The organism is Sandarakinorhabdus rubra, assembly GCF_010994245.1.
GTDB lineage: Bacteria > Pseudomonadota > Alphaproteobacteria > Sphingomonadales > Sphingomonadaceae > Sandarakinorhabdus > Sandarakinorhabdus rubra.
Genome location: NZ_WMHO01000458.1, coordinates 1 through 610 on the forward strand (window position 1 = coordinate 1; position 610 = coordinate 610).

Genomic DNA, 610 nt, shown 5'->3' on the forward strand with positions numbered 1-610 from the left:
GTGGCGGCAATGCCGGCAACGCCCGCCTGGTGCTTACCGGCAACACCAACACGGTCGGTGTCCTCTCGAACGCGGTCGGCGTGCAGTCGATCGGCGGCGGCGGCGGCGCCGGCGGCTTCACCGTGGGCGGCAACCTGTCTGCCTCGGGCAGCGGCGCTGGCGGCGCCGGGATCGGCGTCGGGGGCTTTGGCGGGGACGGCGGCGATGCCGGCAGCGTGTTCGGCCGCATCACCGGCACCACGACCACCACCGGCTTCAACAGCTCCGGCATCACCGCCCAGTCGCTGGGCGGCGGTGGCGGCAACGGCGGCTTCTCGGTCGCGGCCAACCTCAGCGCGGCGAGCACCGGTTCGGGCGGCGCCAGCATCGGGATCGGCGGCTTCGGCGGTGACGGCGGCAATGCCGGCACGGTGGACCTCGGCATCACCGGCAACACCAGCACCAGCCAGAGCTTCAGCCAGGCCATCCTTGCCCAGTCGCTGGGCGGCGGTGGCGGCAACGGCGGCTTCTCGGTGGCTGGCAATGTCACTGGCGCCGGCACCGGCACCGGTGGCGCTGCGATCGGCATCGGCGGCTTTGGCGGCGGCGGCGGCGATGCCGCCAACGTCAC

1 pseudogene is annotated in these 610 nt (G+C 73.9%); it reads left to right on the top strand.

Going from position 1 to position 610, the window contains the following annotated elements:
* A pseudogene (locus tag GJV64_RS15270) lies at nucleotides 1-610 on the top strand (hypothetical protein); the annotation flags it as partial.